This window comes from Bdellovibrio sp. NC01 (genome assembly GCF_006874625.1).
Classification (GTDB): domain Bacteria; phylum Bdellovibrionota; class Bdellovibrionia; order Bdellovibrionales; family Bdellovibrionaceae; genus Bdellovibrio.
In genome coordinates this window covers 2,827,293-2,847,643 of sequence record NZ_CP030034.1, presented here as the reverse complement: position 1 = coordinate 2,847,643, position 20,351 = coordinate 2,827,293, and the positions used below count along the sequence as shown (strand labels likewise).

Here is a 20,351-nt window from a genome sequence, read left to right as displayed (position 1 = left end):
CATGATTGAACTAGCTGCTTTACCAGAAAGATTGAACAAACCTGAAGTGATTGAGAAATCATGGGTCGTAACCCTTTCAGGAAATCGTTTTAGCATTCTAAAACCAGAGCCCGATGCGATTCGTATTGAAGACATCGCTTGTGCTTTAGCACGTCAGGCACGCTTCAACGGTCATACGCGTTTTTTCTATAGCGTAGGTCAGCATTCTTGTTTGGGTGCGCAAGTTTCGCCAACGAAAGAAGTGGCCTTGCAGATGCTATTTCATGATGCGACGGAAACGTATATTGGTGACTTGGTGTCTCCGGTTAAAGCATTGCTTCCTGATTTTGAAATTATTGAATCGCGCATTCACTGGGCGATTTCTAAGAAATTCAATCTTGAATTCCCAGCTCCTAAGATTGTGAAACAAATTGATCGTCGCTTGCTTGCGACTGAAGTTCGCGATTTGATCACGAAAGATTTGAAGTCATGGGGTATTCGTGAAGATGAGCCGTTTGATTTCCCAATCATTCCATGGCAGCCGGAAGTGACAGAAGCGCGCTTCTTGGAATTAGCCCGCGAATTGATGAAGTAACATTCGTAAATAAAAAAAGCCGGTTGTTGAAACCGGCTTTTTTATTTTCACTAGGTGAGTGAAGAACTATGCGCCTTTTTGTTTTGGCACTTTAGATTCATCAACAGTGATTTCGATTTCTACGCGACGATTTTTTGCGTAAGCATCTTTAGATTTGCTAGCATCAACTGGGTTTTCAGAACCCATGCCCAATGAAGACACCGTGTTTGCCGGGATACCAGCCACAAGCAATTGATCACGAACTGCCTGAGCGCGTTTTTCAGAAAGTGGTTTGTTCACTTTGTCTGAACCCGTGCTGTCAGTGTAACCTTTGATCGTCAATACGTTCTCTGGGTATTTTTTCATGATTGCAGCTAGTTGATTGATGTTTTCTTTAGCTGCTGGCTTCAAATCAGCTTTACCTGTGTCAAACAAGATATCGCTTTTCAACTTCGTGATAAGGCCTTGTTCAGTTCTTTTTGTTTCAGCAATTTTTTCTAGTTCTTTTTGCTGTTTATCTAAACGATTACCGATCAAACCACCAACACCTGCGCCAAGTGTCGCGCCGATCAGGGCACCCGCATTACGATTGCCAGTTTGGTGACCAATCACCGCACCTGCAACACCACCAACAACGGCACCGATACCAGCACCCGCAGCCGTTTTTTTATTATCTTCAATAGTCGCGCAAGCACTCAAAATTACTGCGAACATGCTCGCCATTACGATCATTTTTTTCATGGAACTATTTCTCCTTTTACTAGAACTTCAACATTATCTGGAATTTGACATAAGTTACGCAAGAGGAAGAACGCCGCGTCCAGGTTTCACGATTCAAACTAATACATTTGCGACCCGAGTTCTCTTCGTTTTATCGTTAAGTGTTTCAAAAAACGAAAGGCAGATTATGAAAAAGACAATTGCAGCCCTGATTCTCACATTTGCTACTTGTATCGCTCACGCGGATGATCGCTTGATCATCGTATCTGGTTCAGCCGAAAAAGGTCTTGATCCAAACATGGTTATCATGAACGTCGAGGTATGGAGTAAAGCCACGACTGCGAAACAAGCTCAACAGCTTGCCGCGACTCAATACAAACAAGTGAAGAAAACTTTCGACGATTTCAAAATCAAAAAAGAAGATATCCAAACGGATAACTATTCTTTGAATCCGGAATATATTTACGATCAAAAAACGCAACAAAACAAAATGGTCGGTTTCAGAGTTGTGAACAACGTGCTTGTGACATTCAGAAACGTAGCTGATGCTGGAAATTTCTTGGATGCCTTGGTGGTCGAGAAAAAAGGCACGGATTCTGGTGTGAACGTGAACAACATCAACTGGGATTCAGATCAAAGACAAAGGGTTGAAACAGCGGCATTGGCAGATGCTGTTCATTCAGCAAAAGCAAAAGCGGAAGAAATTGCCAAAGCTGCGGGCGTAAAAATCAAAAATGTGGCGCGTATTTCTCACGGTGCTTCAGCAATCAGACCGCCAATGCCGATGAATCGTGGCTTTGCGATGAAAGCAATGGCAGCGGGGGATAGCGCACCCACTGAACTTTCAGGTGGACAGATCAAAGTTCGCGTTGAAGTGACAGCAGAATACGAAATCAACTAAGTACAGACACTGATTTTATGAAATAAAAAAAGGGCTTTGCTAATCGCAAGGCCCTTTTTATTTGCTATTTCGTAGCTGTTGCTGCTGGGGCAGCCTCTGCTGATGCAGAAGGAAGCGGGAACAAGTACGTTGTCGTCATCGCATTCTTTTCAGTGATAGAATGGATTTCGTAGATTTCGATCACAGCGCCTTCTTGTTTAAGGCCGTGTTCTTTCATAAAATCATTTACGCGTGGGTACACTTTCATCGGACCAATACCAGGCGATCCCGTGAAGCTTGCTACGACATAATCACGCACTGGGAATTCACCAGATTTGAAGCCTTCTGGCATATTCGCTGGAACTTCCTCTACCAAGCAGCCTGCTTTTGCACGCAAGCGAGCTTCTTCAACTGTCTGTGGATCGTCCAAGTATTCGCCGAAAGTTCTGCCGCAAGGTTTGCCCAATTGAACAAAGTACTTTTCAACGATTTCGATTTCTTTATTCATTTTGTGATAAGGACCGATGTGATCGATGTAAACGATTTTGAAAGGACCTTGTTTCGCTTGAGTGATTTCAACACCTTTAAAGGCACCAAGGTATGTTGCAAGGTAAACACCGAACGAAATCATAGCTGCGATAATAAATACCAATACGTATTTCATTTTACTTCCACTTAATTGAACAGCCCATAGAGGCCGTTTGTTCATCAGACACCTTCGCGCCCTTTGCGAGGGTTTGAACGGCGTCATATAATTCTCTTTTAGTTACTTTCGAAGCGTCTTTCCATGAATCGTCAAGGCGACCACGGTAAGACAATTTTAAATTGCCATCATAGACAAAGTAATCTGGCGTGCACACAGCGCCGAAGGCTTTGGCAACGTCCTGTGATTCATCGTGCAAGTAAACGAACGGGTAGTGTTTTTCCTGTGCACGTTTTTGCAGGTTTTCGAATGAGTCTTCAGGATGGTCGGCCGCATCGTTTGAGCAGATTGCAACCACATTGATCGCATCTTTTTTAAGATCAGTGCCTAATTGAATCAAACGATCTTCAATCGCTTGTACATACGGACAGTGATTGCAGATGAACATCACCACTAAAGGTTTGCCATTAGCAAAGTCCTTCGACGAGTAAGTTTTGCCGTCGATCGCAGGTAAAGTAAATTGAGGACAGTCAGATCCAAGTTCCGCGAACGGAGTAAATGTCAAAGCCATCGCAAGTCTCCTTTTATAAACTCATCCAGTCGATTTTTTTATCACCCACTAGAAGACTGCCGTTGGCTTCAACCATTGTGTATTTTTCTTTCAACAAAGGATGAAGATTCAAAGCTGTCAGCAAAGACAATTGATCTGTTGGCGAAAGCTGCTCATCAGAATGTGAAACTGCATCCGTCAATTCAAACAACAAACGATCCAAGAACGCCAAGTAATCTTGACCCAAAAGGGGAGCACCCGGTGGCAGCTCTTCCAAAAGACTTGTCGATGTTGTCACTGCCTCTGGTGAAGCTGTGACGTTGAAACCAAGACCAATGATCAAACGAACATCGTTACCTTGCACAACGTTTTCTAGCAGAATACCAGCCACTTTTTTGTCGCCGATATAAATGTCATTCGGAGCTTTCAAATTCCACTGTAAGAAGGGCCACGTCGTCGAGCATGCTCTGTAAACTGCAAGGCCCACAAGACATGCTAATGTCGGTTGAGGCTTCACATTCAACAAATACGACCATGAACTTAACAAAGCCGATCCCACTTGATCATGAATCCAAGAATTTTTACCACGACCGCGACCTGCTGTTTGGGAATCAGTCACGTACAAGCACAAAGATTCTTGCAGCATCGATTCGTGAAAAGCTTCTTCTTTGGCAAGTGTGTTCGTGCTTTCAATCGAAGCGTGATAAGACGCGAATAGGTGATTGTTTTCAGCCCAACGAGCTGTGATATCACCAATTTTGATATCTGCTACTGGAGTGTCCATTATTCTTCCCACTGGAAAACAAGGCTGACATCCGCGCACGGAGCAGAGTGAGTCAACGCGCCGACAGAGATGTAAGTTACACCTAATTGCGCAACAGACTGCACGCGATCCAAATTCATGTTGCCGCTGGCTTCAGTTTTTACACCTTCAGGAATTAACGCCAAAGCCTGTTTCAACATGTCGTTATTCATATTATCTAACAACAGATGAGTCGCGCCCATAGAAATCGCCTCTTTCACTTCATCCAAAGTGCGAGTTTCAACTTCGATTGGCAAATTGCTGTGTTCACGAATACGTGAAATAGCTTCTTTAATTCCACCCATCACCGAGATGTGATTGTCTTTAATAAGAATAGCCGTGCTTAAATTCATGCGGTGATTGACAGCTCCACCATGAACAACCGCACGCTTTTCGAGATCACGAAAGCCCGGAGTTGTTTTGCGTGTATCAAGAATCTTCGTTGAAGTGTCTTGAACTTTTTTTACGAAACGACGAGTAAGTGTCGCGATGCCAGAAAGATGGCCCAAGAAATTCAAAGCCACGCGTTCCGCTTTCAAGATTTGCAAAAGATCGCCTTCGATTGTGCAGATGATTTGACCGTTCAAGATCTCGTCACCTTCTTCGAAGTGCCACTTCACGCGGCAGCTTGGTTCCAACAGTTGCATTGTTTGTTCGAAGGCAGCAGCACCAGAAAGGACGATGTCTTCTTTTGCTTTCAAGCGTGCGCGGCCTTGACGTGGTTTTAGCGCTAACGACTCAGTCGTCACGTCACCATTAGGCATGTCTTCTTTGATTGCGGCGCGAATAAGTTCAAGCAATGTCATGTGAATACCTCTCGGGCAGTTGCGCGAGAGGATAGCGGCAGGCTGCTTAAATAAAACTAAATAGATTTCTCAGTTTCACGAAGGATCTTGTTGATCTCTTCGCGAATGATACGTTCTGCAATCTCGGGAAGGACTTTCCAGCAGATGGTTTCGATCACTTCGCGAGCTTCCTCTCGAACAATCTTTTCCATCATCTCGGCGTTCATGTCACCTTGAGATTGGATATTGGACTTTGCAGCAGAAGGAGTCGCTGCAGACGGACCCTTTTTGAGGGATTCCATCATTTGATCTTTAACGGAACGCTGAATGTTTTCTACAAATCCAGCAGCAGGATCTGCTTTCGCAGCCACAGGAGCTTGCTTCGCAGGCGCAGGTTTCACACCTGTTGATGTTGTAGGTCTTTGTGTTAAGTCAGGTCCCAATTCAGCATCAGTGCCGTGGAAACTAACTTCTTCAAAGTCGCCAGAAACTTCAAACGTTGCATTCGAAAGATCATCCTGAGGAATCACAAATTTCGAAGCAAAATCAGTCGCTTCATTTTCAACTGGGATATTGATTTTAAATTTCGTCAAATCTTGGTGAGCCCAGCCACCTTCATCGTGTTCTTCTTCGCCACGAGGAGAAGTCAAAGGCACTGCAGAGAATTCCTCACCTGGAATTTCTAGGGGATTTGCATCAGCATCAGAAACTTCAGGAAGAACTGCGAAACCAGTTCCGCTTTCCTCTGGGATTGCGTAAACGTCGTCGTTGCCAATGGCATCGTCAGATACGACTGCATTTTCAGCAGGAGTTTCTTCGAAGTCTGGCATCTCTGGGAATTGCAAGAATGAGCTAACAGGATTTGTTTTAGCCTTTTGAACAAGGTCATTTACTAAGTTGCGCAAATGATCTGCATCGAAAGGTTTTTCTAAACGGCCATTGGCGCCGGAAGCTGCTACTTTAGCTTCATCGACTTCCATGAATCCACTCCACATCAAAACGACAGGAATGTTGGCAGTTTCAGGATCGTTTTTTAAGTCAGAACACACTTCATAGCCATTGCGTTTGGCAATAAGCACATCTGCGAAAACGATGTCAGGTTTAAATGTCTTAGCGACAGGCAAAACATCAAGGCCCACAGGCACGGCTTTAACGTCGACCGCGAAGTCTGACAAAGCCAGTTGCATAACCTTTTTAATTGTGGAACTTTCATCTGCAAGTAAGACGCGTAAAGCCATAAGGAAAGTTAAATAGTATTTTCGTATTGAGTCAAGACATAATACCAGTATGAACCGCATCGACCGTTACACATCATGGCTATTTATTGGTTACTTCATCGGTGGCCTTCTGATTTTTCTGACTCTTTTTACTGCCGTGGATGCGATGTCGACGCTGTCTTCGTATAAGAACGTAGCTCCCGGCACGCTCTTAAACTATTACCTTTATTCATTCCCAGAGATCATTTCAAAGCTGCTTCCGGTCGCCTGTTTGATGGGCACTATTTTGACGCTCACAAGCTTGAATAAAGCCAACGAACTCGTTGCGTTATTTGCAAGCGGGATGAGTCTTTTAAGAATCTCAACGCCGCTCTTATCGTTGGTTATTGTGCTTTCTGCGGTTGGTTATGCTGCTGGTGATCGTCTGATTCCCGCAGCGACTCGTGAAAAGAACTACATCTTTTACTACGACATTAAAAAAGAGCCGCATCGCTTTTCAACGGTCAAGACCAATAAGATCTGGTACCGCACCAAAGATTCCATTTTCAATATTAAAACTCTGAGTGCCCAAGGGGATAAAGCTCAAGGTTTGACAATGTATGTGTTCAACGAGGCGTGGGATTTAGTGCAAATGATGACGGCCCACGATGTCGAAATCAAAGGCACACAGTGGCTTCTTGAAAACGGAACGGTCACGATTTTCAGTAAGGATTCAAGTTTCCCTTTAACGACGCAATTCAAAACGAAAAGCATCGTGATGGCCGAAGACTCGAAAGACCTGCAAAGTGCCGGGCAAACTTCCAGCATGATGACACAAAAAGAGCTGGAACATTTCATCAATAAAAATAAAGAGGCGGGGTTGGATACGATCGCTTATGAGGTCGATTATCACTCGAAAATTAGCTTCGCGTTTGCTGGCCTTGTGATGTGTCTTTTAGGCATCCCTTTCAGTGTCGGTCGTGCTCGTTCGGGGGGCACAATGCTGAACGTGGGGATCTGTTTGGCCCTGGTTTTCGCTTATTACGTGTTATATTCGTCTGGAATCACTCTTGGACAACACGGAACGTTGCCACCTTTAGCGGCAGCGTGGGCACCAAACATACTCATGGGGCTCTTGGCCTTGGTCCTTCTCAAACGCACGAAACGCTGATATAATGGGGGCCTGATTTGGAGGTCTCATATGATCAGGAAAATCCTCACATTCCCAGACCCACGTCTTCGTGAAGTATCGAAGCCTGTGGAAACGTTCGGCCCAGAGCTACAAAAGCTTGCCGACGACATGATCGAGACCATGTACGATGCGCACGGTATTGGTTTAGCAGCACCACAAATCGGTGAGTTGATCCGTATGGTCGTTATCGACACACGCCCGCGCGATGATAAAGGTCGTCGTTACAAAGACGAAGACATGACAGAGCTTGAAAAGGCTGTGAAACAACCATTGATTTTGATCAACCCAGAAATCGTAAACGGTGAAGGCAAAACAACTTATGATGAAGGTTGTTTGTCAGTTCCTGGTTACTTCGAAACTGTGACTCGCAATCAAGTTGTTGAGATGAAAGCGTTCGATGTTAACGGTAAAGAATTCCGCGTAAAATCAGACGGTCTTCTTGGCATTTGCATGCAGCATGAGCTGGATCATTTGGAAGGGACGTTGTTTATCGATCACTTGAGTTTCGTGAAGAGCAACAAAATCAAAACTCAGATTAAAAAACACGGCTATCCACCAAAACAAAAAGACGAAGAAACAGAATCAGCACCAGAGAAAGCCGAAACGAAATGAGTAAAGTCCGCGTCTGCTTCCTAGGTACTCCAGAATTTGCTGTCACATCTTTGAAATCGCTTCTTTCTGATGAGCACTTTGAAGTGGTAGGCGTGGTGACTCAACCGGATCGTCCTGCGGGTCGCAAACTGCAGCTGACTCCGTCTCCGGTCAAACAAGTTGCGCAAATGAACGGTCTTAAAGTTCTTGCGCCTGAATCTTTAAAATCCAATCCACTTATTTTAGAAGAAATCCGCAACTGGGGCGCTGAAGTCGCTGTGGTTGTGGCCTTCGGACAAATTTTGACTCAAGAATTTTTGGATTCATTCCGCTTTGGTTGCGTGAATGTGCACGGTTCCGTATTGCCACGCTGGCGTGGGGCAGCTCCGATTCAACGTGCGATTGAAGCCGGTGATGTCGAAAGCGGCGTGACACTGCAAAAAATGGTTAAGAAACTTGATGCCGGTGACATCATCGGTATTCGTCGCGTGAAAATCACTCCTGAAATGGATGCGATGCAATTGCACGATCAATTGGCAGTCCTTGGTGCTGAACTTTTGAAAGTGGAGTTGATGGATTACGTGCGCGGAAACTTGGCGCCAATTCCACAAGATGAATCGCAAGTGACGTTCGCGAAAAAAATTGAAAAACATGAATCACAAATTGATTGGTCGACGTCTGCAAAGGCGATCGACGGCAAAGTTCGTGGTTTCGTTTATGGACCTGGTGTTTACACTTTACTGCAAGGTAAAAAGTTGAAAATTCACCGCGTGCAACCGGTTTCGGGTGTCACGACTGTTGAGCCAGGGACGATCACTTCGGTGCAACCGGATTATATTTCCGTTGCGACAGGTGAAGGCATTTTGAAACTCTTTGAAGTTCAGCCCGAGTCGCGCACGCGCATGCCGGTTGCTGATTTCTTAAAAGGTCACGATCTAAAAGTAGGAGATAAGCTTGGCGTCTAAGATGGTCGCTCCTTCAATTTTAAGTGCGGATTTTGCCAATCTTGAAAAAGAAATTAAGGCCATTGCCACAGCAGGTGCTGACTGGGTTCACGTGGATGTGATGGACGGGCACTTCGTTCCGAATATCACAATCGGAATTCCGGTTGTGAAGTCGTTAAAGAAAATTTCTCCGTTACCGCTTGATGTTCACTTGATGATCGATGAACCAGAAAAGTACGTCGAACAATTCGTAAAGGCGGGCAGTGATTATCTGACGATTCACGTGGAATCGACAAAAGATCCTGCGGCTGTTCTAAAAAACATCAGAGCACTTGGTGCAAAGGCGGGGATTACTCTTCGCCCAAGAACGTCTGTGCAAGATGTTCTGCCGTTGTTGTCACTGTGTGATTTGGTTCTTGTGATGACTGTAGAGCCTGGTTTTGGTGGCCAATCTTTCATGCATGATCAGATCGCCAAAATCTCCGCATTGCGTGCGGAAATTTCAAAACAAAATCTGAAATGTTTGATTGAAGTCGATGGCGGTATCAATGCGGAAACTGCGTTGTTGTGTCACGAAGCCGACGTCTTTGTCGCCGGTTCCTACGTATTCGGCAACGACTATAAAAGCGCCATTTGGGCTCTGAAAGATGGCAAGTTGCCGTCTTCTAAATAAGTCGTCAGTTGACCATCTTGCAAAGAAATCAAAGCACTCTCTAAACGTTTGGCGGCAGATGCCGTCAACATGCCGATCGCTTGTTCGATATCGACAAATTTATAGTCTTTCAGTTCTTCAGAAGCGAGTTTGATTCCTTGAGCTTGCAGTTCATTCAACTCTTTTGTTTCAAATAAGAATTGTACGTATTCACCTTTGACGTCGCGATTGTGAATGTAATCCACAGCGATCAAACGTGTTGGTTCAATTTTTAAATTCAGTTGTGTTTTCATTTCACGGTGCAAGCCTTCAAGGGGAGACTCTTCCGCTTCGACGGTTCCACCTGGAAGTAGCCAACTTGGATTGTAAGTTGGCTGCACGACGAGGATTTGGTTTTTATAAAATATTAAAGCGCCAGTTCCAATACGTTTGCGCGGAAGAGAGTCGTAATATTCTTTATCATCTTTATAGGCGTTCAACATAAAAACCTCCGGACCTTGGACCTATTTGCGCTACGAGATTCCTTTGACGATCTCTTCGACTGCTTCCAGAATTGTAAAGTATCTGTGAAATTTTTTGGGTTACAAAAGGAGAACATTTATGAAGAAGTTTATTATCGCTCTAGCATTGATGCTTGGCGTTTCCGGAGTTGCAAATGCCAGCATTATGTTTGAACCATATTTGGGTTACGAAACTGGTAAGTTCTCTGATCCAGATGGCAAAGGCGATGGCGTAAATATCGGTGCACGTTTAGCTTATCACACGCCAATCATGTTGTGGTTGGGGCTTGATGGTAACTTGGGTATCAGCGGTAACTTCAAACCAGATAGCGGTTCGGTTGCAAATTCAGATATGAAACGCAACTCATTGTATGGTGTTGTTGGTATCGACTTACCAGTTTTGTTAAGAGCTTGGGCTGGTTATGCATTTATGGATGATCAAAAATTGGATTCTCCACACAATTCAACTTTGAAAAATAAAACATACAAAGTGGGTGTTGGTTTCACAGGTTTGCCATTCATCTCTTTGAACGTTGAATACATTAAGGCAAAAGTGGACAAAGTTGATGGCGGTTCATTGACAGGTGCTGATGATATTCAAAGTGAGAACGTGATGTTCTCGGTTTCTTTGCCATTGAATTTTTAGTCCTCTGACTCTGTCGGAGTAGGAAAGCCTATTTAGGTTTTATAGATTGTGTTTCTTAAGGGATGGGTTAAACCATCCCTTTTTTTATGCCTAAAATTCGCCATTATCCAGTGCGTCGAACGCCTTCCGTGCTGCCTTTTAAGCCTCTTTTAGCTAGGATGCCGACTCTAGAAAACAGGAGTTAGGTATGCAAATTACAGGTGAAAACATCACTTTAGAAAACCTCTATGCGGCAGCTAATACGCCATCAATGAAAGTTGAATTGGCTGCTTCTGCAAAAGCGCAAATGCAAAAGTCTCGTGATTATATCGAGGGACGTATTGCAAGCGGCGAAGTGATGTACGGTGTGAACACTGGCTTCGGTGCCTTTTCATCTGTAAGAATCTCTGATGGCGAAATCGAACAACTGCAACGTAACTTGATTCGTTCGCATTCAATGGGCATTGGTGCTCCGTTCACGAAAACTGAAACTCGTGCGATGATGATGTTGCGTGCGAATGCTTTGGCAAAAGGTCATAGCGGTATTCGTCCAACTGTTGTTGAGAAAATTTTGGAATTCCTGAACAACGACATCATTCCAGTCGTGCCTTCACAAGGTTCCGTGGGTGCGAGTGGTGACTTGGCTCCATTGTCGCATTTGGCTTTGGCAATCATCGGTGAAGGTGATGCGTGGGGCGAAGATGGTAAACCCGTTGAAGTTCAAACTTTGCTTAAAAAGAAAAATATCAAGGCGCTTGATCTGAAAGCCAAAGAAGGTCTTTCAATGATCAACGGTTGCCAAGTGATGACGTCAGTTGGTTTGTTGTCATTGTGGGAAGCGCGTCGTTTGCTGTGGACGGCGGATCTTGCCGGTGCAATGTCACTAGAAGGCTTGCGTGGTTCACGTAAAGCGTTTGATCCATTGATCTCTGCAACACGTCCGCATCCGGGCGAAGCGAAAACGGCGCGCAATCTTATGAAGTTGATGGGCGAGATGTCTGAAATCGGTCAACAACATTTGACTGACGATCACCGTGTCCAAGATGCGTATTCACTTCGTTGTATGCCAGCGGTTCATGGGGCTGCGAAAGATGCTCTTCAGTACATCGTCAAAGTTTTGGAAACTGAAGCCAATTCCTCAACAGACAATCCATTGGTTTTTGCTGATGCGAACAAAGTTTTGTCATGCGGTAACTTCCACGGGATGCCAGTGGCGCACGCGATGGATTTCGCAGGTATTGCTATCAGCTCGCAAGCAAGCATCAGCGAATGCCGTATTTCAAAAATGATTTCGACACAGATGTCAGAACTTCCTCCATTCTTGACACCAAACGGTGGTTTGAATTCCGGTCACATGATCGTGCAAGTGGCTGCGGCATCTTTGGTCAGCGAAAACAAAGTTTTGGCGCATCCAGCATCAGTGGATTCAATTCCAACATCTGCGGAAAAAGAAGATCACGTGTCGATGGGTACGATTGCTGCTCGTAAATTTGCACAAATTCTGCGTAATGCGGAAAACGTAGTTGCCATGGAATTGTTGTCGGCATGTCAAGCTCTTGACTTGCTAGCGCCAGCAAAACCGGCAGCAGCAGTTGCCGCGGTTCATGCGCATATTCGTAAAACAGTGCCATTCGCAAAAGAAGACCGCATTTTCTCTAAGGACGTTGAAGCTATTAAAGCAATGATGACGTCTGGTGAAATTATGGCGGTTGTGAATAAAACTGTCGGCGAACTTGAGTGGTAATTACGGTAGATAGTAAACCATCAAACCGTTCACACCATATTGTGATCCTATAAAGACAATGCGATCAGGCAGTCCACCGCTGGCTGCCTTGAATAACATGCGACTTCCTCCGCAACGATAACTGCTGTGGGGGAATGCGACCGCAGCTTCGGTGACACCATTCACGCCAGCCGTTAAAGGCCACGAGCCGGTTGCGGTTTGTAAAGCCCCGGGGATTGTCACTTTATAAAGTTTCGTATCATTCTTACCGCAGTAATAAATATTTCCGCCCACTTCTAAAATTGCTAAAGCCGGTTGTGCCAAGCGCATCAGTGTATAGGCAGTCGCACCAGAAACTACATGCAAGCGATCATCCAAATTCATCGTGCCACCATCTGGATTCGGTACGATCGTTTGACCTGGTATCAACATCGCACTTGCGATCGGCGAATAGGACGTCGGCTGAATGCCCGCATTCACGCCGGCATATCTAAATGCGCAACTGCCCACAGGCGAAAGATTTGGACAGCCTGATTGATCCGATCCGATGTAACCAACGAAGAATGCCGACGTTGTCGTACCTAAATTATTTTTTCTAAGTGTCGAATTCACATGCTCGGTGCCGCCCCAGAACAAGTGATGCGTATAAAGATAACCGCCAAAGAAGCCCGCTGCTGTCGGCTGATAACCCCACGGTGTGACTCCTACTCCCCATGCCGATTTGAAATCGGTAAATGCCAGATTGCCATGAGTAAACGAATCCGAGGCGGCCGCTCCGCCAGCAGATATGACCGTAGACCACATTCCGGTACCGCGACTGAGTTTTGAAATCGTATAACCAACCGTGGAATAGACGTCACCGGTTGCGGGGTCGGTCGCAATCGGCGCAGACGATCCCCATGCAGATGTGTCAATCGAAGTGGCTGTCGCAGCGACTGCTGTATTCACGCCGTCCAAGCGACCGTTACCTGCAATCGTGCGCACTTCAGGACTTTGACCAGGACGAATTTCACGCAGACGAAGACCCGTGAAGTCGCTGATGATCACGCCGTTATTTAAGCCGTGATCCATGTAGTAAACGTTACCCATGTGCATATCGCCAACAAGACCGCCATCGCCTGTTGTGCGATCGGCCCCGTAAATCGTGTAGACTTTGCCGTTAAAGATCGTGCGAATGCGACCAGTATCAAGGAAATAAATTTGGCCTAAGCGATTCACAAACACATCATTCACAGACGTATCACATGAAGTCGCAACAGTGCCGTCAGCACAGAAACCGCGATCGCCGGATCCAAGCATCGTTTCCCACGTGCCATCGGATTTAAGATGGCGAATACCAACCCACATGTTAGCGTAGTTATACAGAATATAAGTATTGCCGTTCAAGGCACTGGCCGTGCGATAAATATTACTGCGATGAGGATTGCCATCGGAAGTATTCACCGGTGAAGGCATAGTCGGTCCTGAACCTAAACCTTGGAATGTTCCTGTGTTCAAATAAGTTGGATAACTCCACGTATCGCCGGGAATGGATTTTTGCGAAAACATCACCACACGCGAAATCGCCGACGTATTCGGATTGAATTCCAAAGTCATGCGGTACGGATAAGCATTAAGATCATAAGAAGTGTCGAACGTGTTATCGATATTCGTTGCGCCTGAACCACCAGGTGTCACCGTTGCGATATAAGGAGTTGGCGAAGATCCTTTATAAATGCGAATTGTACGACCCGCCGTTGGCGTGGAGCGTTCCTTTTCACTCGAGAAATAGATGTCGCCATTGGGTAACGCTTGCAGCACGAAACTATTACCGAAATCAAGTTTGTCATTTAAGCCAAAATTAAATTTCAAATTTCTTGGATCAGCTACATTGGCGGAATCATCAGTTCCATAGGCAAAACTTGAATCGGCACCAATGATGTTTTCAATGGTCATCGGTGAAGAGCGTAAGTCAATTCGACGAATCACTTTTTCTTCCTGCACAATCACACGATCCATGAAGTCGATTGCAATCGCATAAATTTTTCCGGCACGCGCTTGATGTACATCAACGTTATGGCCAGAAGGGGTGCCATAGGTATCCATCTTTAAAAGCAATGATGAGTTATTCGTTTCAGGATCAAAATAAACTAAGCCATTGATCGAATCTAAAACGACAATTTTACCATCACTGCTGACGACGAATTGTCCCGGAGTTGGCGTGTTGTACTCGTATGGAAGCATCACGGTTTTTTTGCCATTGCCGTTGTAACCTGAATCCATATTGCCGGCCATCACCGCAAAATTGCTGGCATTCATTGGTAAGCTGACTGTCGTTGCACTTTGACCCAAGTTGTCTGTGACTTGCAGTTGCAGTTTAAAATAAATTCCATCCGCCACATCGGAATTCCAAATATAACAACCATGTGAGCTGTCGTTCGTAACTTTCGTACACGCCGTACCGTTAGTTGTGTTCTGCAGACCCGTGACCACAGGAGTAAAATTAATTCCATCTTCTGATTTTAATAATGTGACATCCGCGATACTGCCATTGTCAGTCGCTTTCCAGTTCAAATAAATCGCACCACCAGTTGCAACAGTCGTGTGAGCAGGTAACACGGGATTAGGAACTGTGTTTTGATTAAACGCTAAAAACTCACTCGCACTTGGCGGCGCATCGGGAGTGTATGTGTATACGAATGAATCCACATTCACGGTGCCAGAGTTCACAGAGATATTACCAGCCATATCTTTCACCCAAGCATACAGCGTTACCGTGCCAGGCACTTGCGTGATTAAGGTCGCATAATTCGTCAGCGTTAAATTCGCTTGCACAGGTAAGCCAGGTACGGGGGCGTTGACGTTAATCCAACACGTGTGATTCGAGGCAGGGGCCGCAGAATCGATTTTTAAACAAAACTGTGTGACCGCCGTTTGACCGTCATTCGCCGTCAAATTCACTTTGCCATAAGTGAAAGGACTTGTGCGCGGAGAGCTGACACCATCTACTTTTAACAGACTGATTGTTGGCGCTGTGATGTCAGTCAAAATAGCAAAGGTATTACTTGTCGTTGAGCCGGCATTTCCCGCTAAGTCCGTCAGTCTGACTCGCACTTGCACGGCTGCGGCCGCGGTCGGAACCGTCCAATTGTAACTATAAGATTTTGTAGTCGCAGGATAGTCTTCGCTGACGGGGACCGATGCGATACTTGTCCAGCTTGTGCCACCATTGGTTGTGTACTCAAGCTGCATCGCAGACGTCGATAAAATATATTGTTCAGTAATTGACCAACGCAAAGTATATGAACCGTTTGCTTGAAGATTTGGAATGGGCAGAATCGTCAACGCGGGTACAAGGGTGTCGTAAACAATAGAAAGCGTCGTCGCAGTCGAAATATTTCCCGCAGCATCTTTCGCAAAAAACTTCAAGCTGCGAGGACCCTGCGTTCCCGCCGTCGAAAGATCGTAAGAGATTGCACCAACAGTCGTCGCACAAGTTTGCCACGCGGGATCTGATACTGAAGGGACAGAGCCTGTTTCATTGACTAAGATGTATTTGATGTCACCGCAGGAGGCTGAGGTGAAAGTCGCTACTGCAAGTTTTGTCGGACTTGAAGTCACAGCGGTAATTGCTGGAGCAGCAACGATATTGTCTTTATTTAAAGTCAGAAATGAATTCGAGGAATTTCCCGCTGCATCCGTTTGACTGACGGTCATATTTTTCGCGCCATCAGCACCTGCAAGAGCGATGGGCAATGAATAACTTCCGCTTGAACAAGACGCTGACAGTGGGGAGCCACTGAAATCACCGCTGACATTAATGGCAAGACCAATCTCACAGGCTCCCGTCAATGTTACAACAGATTGCCACGAAGAATTATTTGCTGGTGACGTCAAAGTCAAAGCAGGTGGAACTGTATCGATCGTCAAAGTCGGGCTTTGTGTGACAATGGTTTGACGGTTGCCCGCGGCATCCCAACCGTAAGCACAAATGCGATAAACACCATCACCACTGTTTGGATCTAAATTAAATTGCGTCGTGCTTGCGTTGACTGTCGACGTCGCATCGAGGGCTGCACTTTGATTGGCACAGGTGTCATCTTTGATCTGCAAAATTTTATATGCCACAACATCGGCCGGAATATTCAGCGCAACGTTGCGGATTGAAGGATCAGGACTGATCGTTGCCGTCATTGTTGGCAACGTAATCATGTTCGGTGGAAGCGTGTCTTTTTCAATTGCGGTTAAAGCAACGGTCGTCGTGTTGCCAACGCTGTCGACTTGTTTTGCGGTAAAGTGCAACACTCCATCCGCCACGGAAGTAGCATCAAGTGTTGTGCTCCAATGGTCATTCACGCAAGCGGCTGTTAGATGCAGACCAGCACCATCGATCTCAACATCTTGATCACCCGTTGTACAAGCGCCTTGCAACGGAAGGCTCGCAACAGCCGTAGCATTCAGCGAACCTCCGGGTAAATCTTGAGACAGCGATAATGCCGGAGCGATAGTGTCGACAAACAGAGTGGATGTGTTGGTTTGTTTCGCACCTGTGGTGTCCGTCGTGGTGATCTTAAGATTGTGAGGACCCTGTGTAGAGGATTGCAAATCGAGATTTGCCGTGAACTGGCTGCTGCCACAGACCGCGGAGCCCAAGACTGTTTGTCCATCTTCGCTACGAATTTCGATTTGACTGCCATCAGGATGGCACACACCTGTAACCGTAAAGTTTGATGTCGAGTCGCCGACCTTCACTGTGGGAACTGAGTTCAGCGTGCCGTCAACACCGTAAAATTTCGATTCCGAAGGCAGAAGCGCACTTTCGATATTTGTGGATATAGAACACCCTGCCAGAAATGGCATGAGTATAGTCAGGTGCAAGAATAAGTGCAGAATTCCTCGACGTTCCATAGTGCTTATAGGTCTCATCGGAGCGAAAAACGCTGGAATTTAGGGGCTTTGATTAAACATGAAGTGAATAATGTTCCACTCCTGAGACGACATGGTGGACATATCTCAGCTTGAGAAAAGCTCTTCCCAGGGTGTTTCGACGTAGATCAAGTTTGTTGCCGCAGCGCAACTCGTTGTCTTATGAGTGTCTCTTTGATAGGAATTTGATGATTCATTTAATTCAGGAGGACGACACACATGTCTAGAGTAGTGAGAGCACCTACGGGCAATAAAATGGTATGTAAAGGCTGGTTGCAAGAAGCTGCATATCGCATGATTCAAAATAACTTGGACCCGATGGTGGCAGAGCGCCCTGAAGATCTTGTTGTGTACGGTGGTATCGGTAAAGCCGCGCGCAACTGGGAAAGCTTCGATAAAATTTTGGAGGCTCTTAAAAATCTTGAAAACGATGAAACACTTCTTGTGCAATCAGGAAAACCAATCGGTATCTTGAAAACTCACGAAGATGCGCCACGTGTTCTTTTGGCGAATTCAAACTTAGTACCGAAGTGGGCGACATGGGAACACTTCAACGAGCTCGATAAAAAAGGTTTGATGATGTACGGCCAGATGACGGCGGGTTCATGGATCTACATCGGAACTCAAGGTATCATTCAAGGCACATACGAGTCTTTTGTTGAAGCGGGTCGCCAGTATTTCAACGGCAGCTTGAAAGGTCGCACGATCTTGACAGCAGGCTTGGGCGGCATGGGTGGAGCGCAACCTCTGGCAGGTGTGTTCGCAGGTGCCTGTGTGCTTGCGGTTGAAATCGATCCAACTCGTATTCAAAAACGTCTTGAAACAAAATACATCGATGAAGTTGCCAACGACATCGACGATGCTATTGCAAGAATCAAAAAATACACAGCAGCAGGCGAGGCGAAATCAATCGCGCTTCTTGGTAACATGGCAACAGTGATTCACCAGTTGCTTGAGAAGAATTTCATTCCGGATCTTTTGACAGACCAAACTTCTGCACATGATCCGTTGGTTGGTTACATCCCTGAAGGTTACACAGTTGAATCTGCAAAACCATTCCGCGAAAAAGATCAAAAAGCATATTTGGAAGCAGCCTATGCTTCGATGGCAAAACACGTTCGCGGTATGCTTGCGATGAAAGATCGCGGTGCTGTGACTTTCGATTACGGTAACAACTTGCGTGCACGTGCTTTGGAAGCGGGCGTAACAAATGCTTTTGATTACCCAGGTTTCGTACCGGCATTCATCCGTCCATTGTTCTGCAAAGGCTCGGGCCCATTCCGTTGGGTTGCATTGTCTGGCGATCCCAATGACATCAAAGTAACTGACGATGCGATGAGAGAATTATTCCCTCACAAAAAAGATCTTCTTCGTTGGTTGGATATGGCGGAAGAGCGTATCGCGTTCCAAGGTTTGCCAGCACGTATTTGCTGGTTGGAATACGGCGAGCGCGCAAAAGCAGGCTTGATGTTCAACAAACTTGTTGCTGAAGGTAAAGTGAAAGCACCGATCGTGATTGGTCGCGACCATTTGGATTGTGGTTCTGTGGCGTCACCAAATCGCGAAACAGAAGCGATGAAAGACGGTTCCGATGCAGTCAGCGATTGGGCGTTGTTGAATGCCCTTGTAAATACAGCTTGCGGTGCCACATGGGTGAGCTTGCATCACGGTGGTGGCGTAGGTATGGGTTACAGCCAACACGCAGGCCAAGTGATCGTTGCTGACGGTACAGAGAAAGCAGCGAAACGTCTTGAGCGTGTGTTAACGGCAGATCCAGCAATGGGTGTGTTTAGACATCTTGATGCAGGTTATGAACTTGCTCATGACATCGCCGTAGAGCGTGGTGTGAAGAGCTTGTGGCTCTAATTCACGGTTCGACACTGTTGAAGTAATTAACTTTAGTAAGTAAAGCATAAAGCCGATTTTTCTCATTTTCAGAGGGAAATCGGCTTTTTTATTTTGTCTATTCGTTAGCTTGCGGACAAATTTGTTTCAGAGCAGAAAGCTTAGTATTCCCAAGAAACTTATAAGACACATAGTTTGGTTTTGAGGGTTGCTTTCCTGTGCTGTTCGTCAGACCATAATTGTATACGTTTGTACAATTTGGAGGTACGTCATGATGAAAACTGTTTTGGGGGCATTACCTGTTCTTGCTCTGACATTCTCGATGCAAGCTCGCGCAGAAGATCTTGTGCGCGTTGGTAACTTAAAATTCGCGCACTACGGTGCAGTTTCCTACATGCAAGAAATCTGCGGTAAATACGGCTTGAAAGTTCAAGAGCGTGTGTTTGCTAAAGGCTTGGACATCATGCCAGCAATTATCGCCGGCGAAATTGATGTGTCTGCAAGTGCTGCCGATGCGGCGATTGCAGGTCGTGCTTCGGGCGTTCCAATATACGCTGTTGCAGGTTTTGCAGAAGGTGGTGCACGTATCGTTGTTCGTGGCGATGCGGGTATCAAATCAATGAAAGACTTTAAAGGCAAAAAAGTGGGTGTTGCTCGTGGTGGCGCTCAAGAGCTTTTGCTTTTGGCGGAACTTAGCAAAGCGGGCCTAACATGGTCTGATCAACCAGGTAAAGATGTGCGCATCGTTTACATGGCATTCGCGGATTTGAATCAAGCGTTGATGCAAAAAAGCATCGACGGTATGGCGCAATCAGAACCGCAAGCATCGCAAGCAATTAATAAAAACTACGGCGTTGAGCTGATGAAACCCTATGACACTCCAATGGGTGAACCCATCCGTACTCTTGTGATGACAGAAAAGATGTACAAAGAGCGTCGCCCGGTTGCAGAGCGTTTCATGAAGTGTTTCGTTGAAGCGACGAAAACTTTCATCGAAAAACCCGAAGTCGCGCAAAAATTCGTGATCGACAAAATGTTTAAAGGCCAAATCACGGCACAAGATTTCAAAGATGCTATCGGAAATTCTCCGTACACTTACGATCTAACAGTTGAACATATTCAAATCACGACAGACTTCATGCAAAAATATGGCGTGGGTCGTATGCAGAATCCGCCGAAAGCAGCGGACTGGGTTAAACTTGATTTGCTTGCTGACGCGAAAAAATCTTTGGGCGTGAAATAGGG

At 45.7% G+C, this 20,351-nt stretch carries 18 protein-coding genes; 10 read left to right on the top strand and 8 right to left on the bottom strand.

Going from position 1 to position 20,351, the window contains the following annotated elements; genetic code table 11:
* The first annotated feature begins 1 nt into the window (after position 1).
* Positions 2 to 574: an HD family phosphohydrolase gene (locus DOE51_RS13565; RefSeq protein WP_142697088.1), complete on the top strand. Its 573-nt coding sequence runs from the start codon at positions 2 to 4 to the stop codon at positions 572 to 574.
* Between the two features lie 66 nt (positions 575 to 640).
* Here DOE51_RS13565 and DOE51_RS13560 read toward each other — a convergent pair whose 3' ends face one another.
* Positions 641 to 1,294, bottom strand: coding sequence for an OmpA family protein (locus DOE51_RS13560; RefSeq protein WP_142697087.1), 654 nt, complete (start codon positions 1,292 to 1,294; stop codon positions 641 to 643).
* A gap of 166 nt (positions 1,295 to 1,460) precedes the next feature.
* On the opposite strand from DOE51_RS13560, the gene DOE51_RS13555 reads away from it, so the two are divergent.
* Positions 1,461 to 2,174, top strand: a complete 714-nt coding sequence (locus DOE51_RS13555; protein WP_142697086.1) for an SIMPL domain-containing protein — start codon at positions 1,461 to 1,463, stop codon at positions 2,172 to 2,174.
* A 64-nt stretch (positions 2,175 to 2,238) separates the two neighbouring features.
* Here DOE51_RS13555 and DOE51_RS13550 read toward each other — a convergent pair whose 3' ends face one another.
* From DOE51_RS13550 to DOE51_RS13530, 5 genes are read right to left on the bottom strand one after another with little or no spacing between them, the layout of a single operon-like run.
* Positions 2,239 to 2,817, bottom strand: a complete 579-nt coding sequence (locus DOE51_RS13550; RefSeq protein ID WP_246845095.1) for a GyrI-like domain-containing protein — start codon at positions 2,815 to 2,817, stop codon at positions 2,239 to 2,241.
* Position 2,818: 1 nt separating this feature from the next.
* Positions 2,819 to 3,367: a thioredoxin family protein gene (locus tag DOE51_RS13545; protein WP_142697085.1), complete on the bottom strand. Its 549-nt coding sequence runs from the start codon at positions 3,365 to 3,367 to the stop codon at positions 2,819 to 2,821.
* Positions 3,368 to 3,380: 13 nt separating this feature from the next.
* Entirely contained in the window at positions 3,381 to 4,130 is a 750-nt protein-coding gene (locus DOE51_RS13540) for a biotin synthetase (RefSeq protein ID WP_142697084.1), read from the bottom strand.
* Positions 4,130 to 4,954, bottom strand: a complete 825-nt coding sequence (gene nadC, locus DOE51_RS13535; protein WP_142697083.1) for a carboxylating nicotinate-nucleotide diphosphorylase — start codon at positions 4,952 to 4,954, stop codon at positions 4,130 to 4,132. The genes DOE51_RS13540 and nadC overlap by 1 nt, the downstream gene beginning before the upstream one ends.
* 56 nt (positions 4,955 to 5,010) lie before the next feature.
* Positions 5,011 to 6,171, bottom strand: coding sequence for a PleD family two-component system response regulator (locus DOE51_RS13530; RefSeq protein WP_142697082.1), 1,161 nt, complete (start codon positions 6,169 to 6,171; stop codon positions 5,011 to 5,013).
* Positions 6,172 to 6,220: 49 nt separating this feature from the next.
* Between DOE51_RS13530 and lptG the strand changes: the two genes are divergently transcribed.
* Genes lptG through rpe form a run of 4 tightly spaced genes read left to right on the top strand, consistent with a single transcriptional unit; the run spans position 6,221 to position 9,529 of the window.
* Positions 6,221 to 7,300 (top strand): LPS export ABC transporter permease LptG, encoded by a 1,080-nt coding sequence (lptG, locus tag DOE51_RS13525; protein ID WP_142697081.1) that lies wholly within the window; start codon positions 6,221 to 6,223, stop codon positions 7,298 to 7,300.
* Positions 7,301 to 7,330: 30 nt separating this feature from the next.
* Positions 7,331 to 7,933 (top strand): peptide deformylase, encoded by a 603-nt coding sequence (gene def, locus DOE51_RS13520; protein ID WP_142697080.1) that lies wholly within the window; start codon positions 7,331 to 7,333, stop codon positions 7,931 to 7,933.
* Entirely contained in the window at positions 7,930 to 8,877 is a 948-nt protein-coding gene (gene fmt, locus DOE51_RS13515) for a methionyl-tRNA formyltransferase (protein WP_142697079.1), read from the top strand. Before def ends, fmt begins: the two co-directional genes overlap by 4 nt.
* A 1-nt stretch (position 8,878) precedes the next feature.
* Positions 8,879 to 9,529: a ribulose-phosphate 3-epimerase gene (rpe, locus tag DOE51_RS13510; protein WP_142698302.1), complete on the top strand. Its 651-nt coding sequence runs from the start codon at positions 8,879 to 8,881 to the stop codon at positions 9,527 to 9,529.
* Here the strand turns inward: rpe and DOE51_RS13505 are convergent.
* Entirely contained in the window at positions 9,475 to 9,990 is a 516-nt protein-coding gene (locus DOE51_RS13505; RefSeq protein WP_142697078.1) for an NUDIX hydrolase, read from the bottom strand. The genes rpe and DOE51_RS13505 overlap by 55 nt on opposite strands.
* 118 nt (positions 9,991 to 10,108) lie before the next feature.
* Between DOE51_RS13505 and DOE51_RS13500 the strand changes: the two genes are divergently transcribed.
* Both DOE51_RS13500 and hutH read left to right on the top strand, forming a co-directional pair.
* Positions 10,109 to 10,654 (top strand): outer membrane beta-barrel protein, encoded by a 546-nt coding sequence (locus DOE51_RS13500; protein WP_142697077.1) that lies wholly within the window; start codon positions 10,109 to 10,111, stop codon positions 10,652 to 10,654.
* 187 nt (positions 10,655 to 10,841) lie between these two features.
* Positions 10,842 to 12,377: a histidine ammonia-lyase gene (hutH, locus tag DOE51_RS13495; RefSeq protein WP_142697076.1), complete on the top strand. Its 1,536-nt coding sequence runs from the start codon at positions 10,842 to 10,844 to the stop codon at positions 12,375 to 12,377.
* Here the strand turns inward: hutH and DOE51_RS13490 are convergent, their stop codons facing one another.
* The gene (locus tag DOE51_RS13490; RefSeq protein ID WP_142697075.1) at positions 12,378 to 17,195 is read right to left on the bottom strand and encodes a hypothetical protein; all 4,818 of its coding nucleotides are present in this window, start codon (positions 17,193 to 17,195) and stop codon (positions 12,378 to 12,380) included.
* Positions 17,196 to 17,480: 285 nt separating this feature from the next.
* Here DOE51_RS13490 and hutU point away from each other — a divergent pair, with 285 nt between their 5' ends.
* Both hutU and DOE51_RS13480 read left to right on the top strand, forming a co-directional pair.
* Entirely contained in the window at positions 17,481 to 19,127 is a 1,647-nt protein-coding gene (gene hutU, locus DOE51_RS13485) for a urocanate hydratase (RefSeq protein WP_142697074.1), read from the top strand.
* 253 nt (positions 19,128 to 19,380) lie between these two features.
* On the top strand, positions 19,381 to 20,349 hold the full coding sequence (locus tag DOE51_RS13480; protein WP_371726703.1) for an ABC transporter substrate-binding protein: 969 nt from the start codon (positions 19,381 to 19,383) through the stop codon (positions 20,347 to 20,349).
* Positions 20,350 to 20,351: the final 2 nt, after the last annotated feature.